The organism is Kytococcus sp. HMSC28H12 (genome assembly GCF_001816045.1).
GTDB classification, from domain to species: Bacteria; Actinomycetota; Actinomycetes; order Actinomycetales; family Dermatophilaceae; genus Kytococcus; species Kytococcus schroeteri.
The window spans coordinates 1-1,193 of the sequence record NZ_KV824672.1 but is presented as its reverse complement, the minus strand read 5'-3'; the positions used below and the strand labels follow the sequence as shown (position 1 = coordinate 1,193).

Here is a 1,193-nt window from a genome sequence, read left to right as displayed (position 1 = left end):
AGGGGCCGCACCCGGGTGGGTGCGGCCCCTCGCGTGCCTGATGGCGTGTCCGGCGGCTCAGGCCTTCTTGGGCAGGTAGCGTCGCAGCACCTCCGGCACCGGGTGGTCGCCGGCCAGGATGGCGTAGGGGCGCCCGTTGTGGGCCAGGTCGATCTGCAGGCGCATCTCGGCCTCCTCCCACATGCGGCCCAGGCGTGCGTCCTGCAGCGGCAGCAGGTCGGTGACGTGGCTGCCGGGCATGAGGGTGATCTCCCCCATCACCACGCCCTGCGGGGTGCCGTACAGGTCCACGCGCACGAACGGCAGCGGCACCGCCCGGGAGAGCACCTTCGCGGCCTCGAGCATCTCCGGCAGCAGCGGGCTCAGCGGCACGTCACGGCGCGAGGCCCCGGTGCGCATCTCGATGTCCTGCCCCTCGCCGTCCACGTAGCGGAACTCCTGGGCGTCCATCCAGCCCTCGGCGCCGCGGTGCATCGGGGCGTGGCGGGTGAAGGCGAAGCCCACCTCGCCGTAGAACGAGAAGAACTTGTAGTCCATGGGCAGGCCGGCCCCGCCCACGTCGGAGACGAGCAGCTCCTCGGCGAACCAGGGGCGGGAGAGCTTCTTGTCCGTGGTGAGGTTGTGGATGATCTCCGCGCCGGTCAGGCGGCGGCGGGTCTCGTCGGCCACCTCGTAGGTGTCGGCCAGCCCGGGCACGCGCCGCACCGGGTAGACCCCGCGCGAGCCGGCGCCGCCGTTGGACTTGAGCACGAACTCGTCCGGCAGGCCCGCCAGGTCGATCGCCTCGGGGGTGCGCCACACGGCGTGGACGTGCGGCGGACGCACCCCGTGGCTGGCAGCCAGGGCGAAGTTCTCGAGCTTCTTGGGGATCTGGCGGCGCGGGTGGTTCTTGAGCCCCTGGTCGGACAGGCGCTTGCGGTAGCGGCGGGCCTCCAGCAGGTGGGTGGCGAAGCTGCCGTAGGCGCGCGGGTCGCCGGCGGTGGTGCCCGCCGAGGGCTCGTGCCCGGCACGCTTCAAGGCCTTGACGAGGTCGCCGCCGAGCTCGGCGCGGGGCGCGGCGCCGTCGGCGTCGCGGACGAGTGTGGTGTGGGTGCCCAGCTGCTTCTGGCCGCACGGCAGCTGGATCGGGTCCGGGCGCTTGGCGGCCTCGCGGAGGCGCTCGACCTCGGCCTCGGCCTTCCGCGCCCGCTCCT

General features: G+C 73.6%; 1 protein-coding gene. It reads right to left on the bottom strand.

Annotated features, from left to right (window positions below):
• Nucleotides 1-57 precede the first annotated feature (57 nt).
• A partial coding sequence (locus HMPREF3099_RS10855) for an ATP-grasp fold amidoligase family protein (RefSeq protein WP_070706036.1) occupies nt 58-1,193 on the bottom strand: 1,136 nt, incomplete at its 5' end.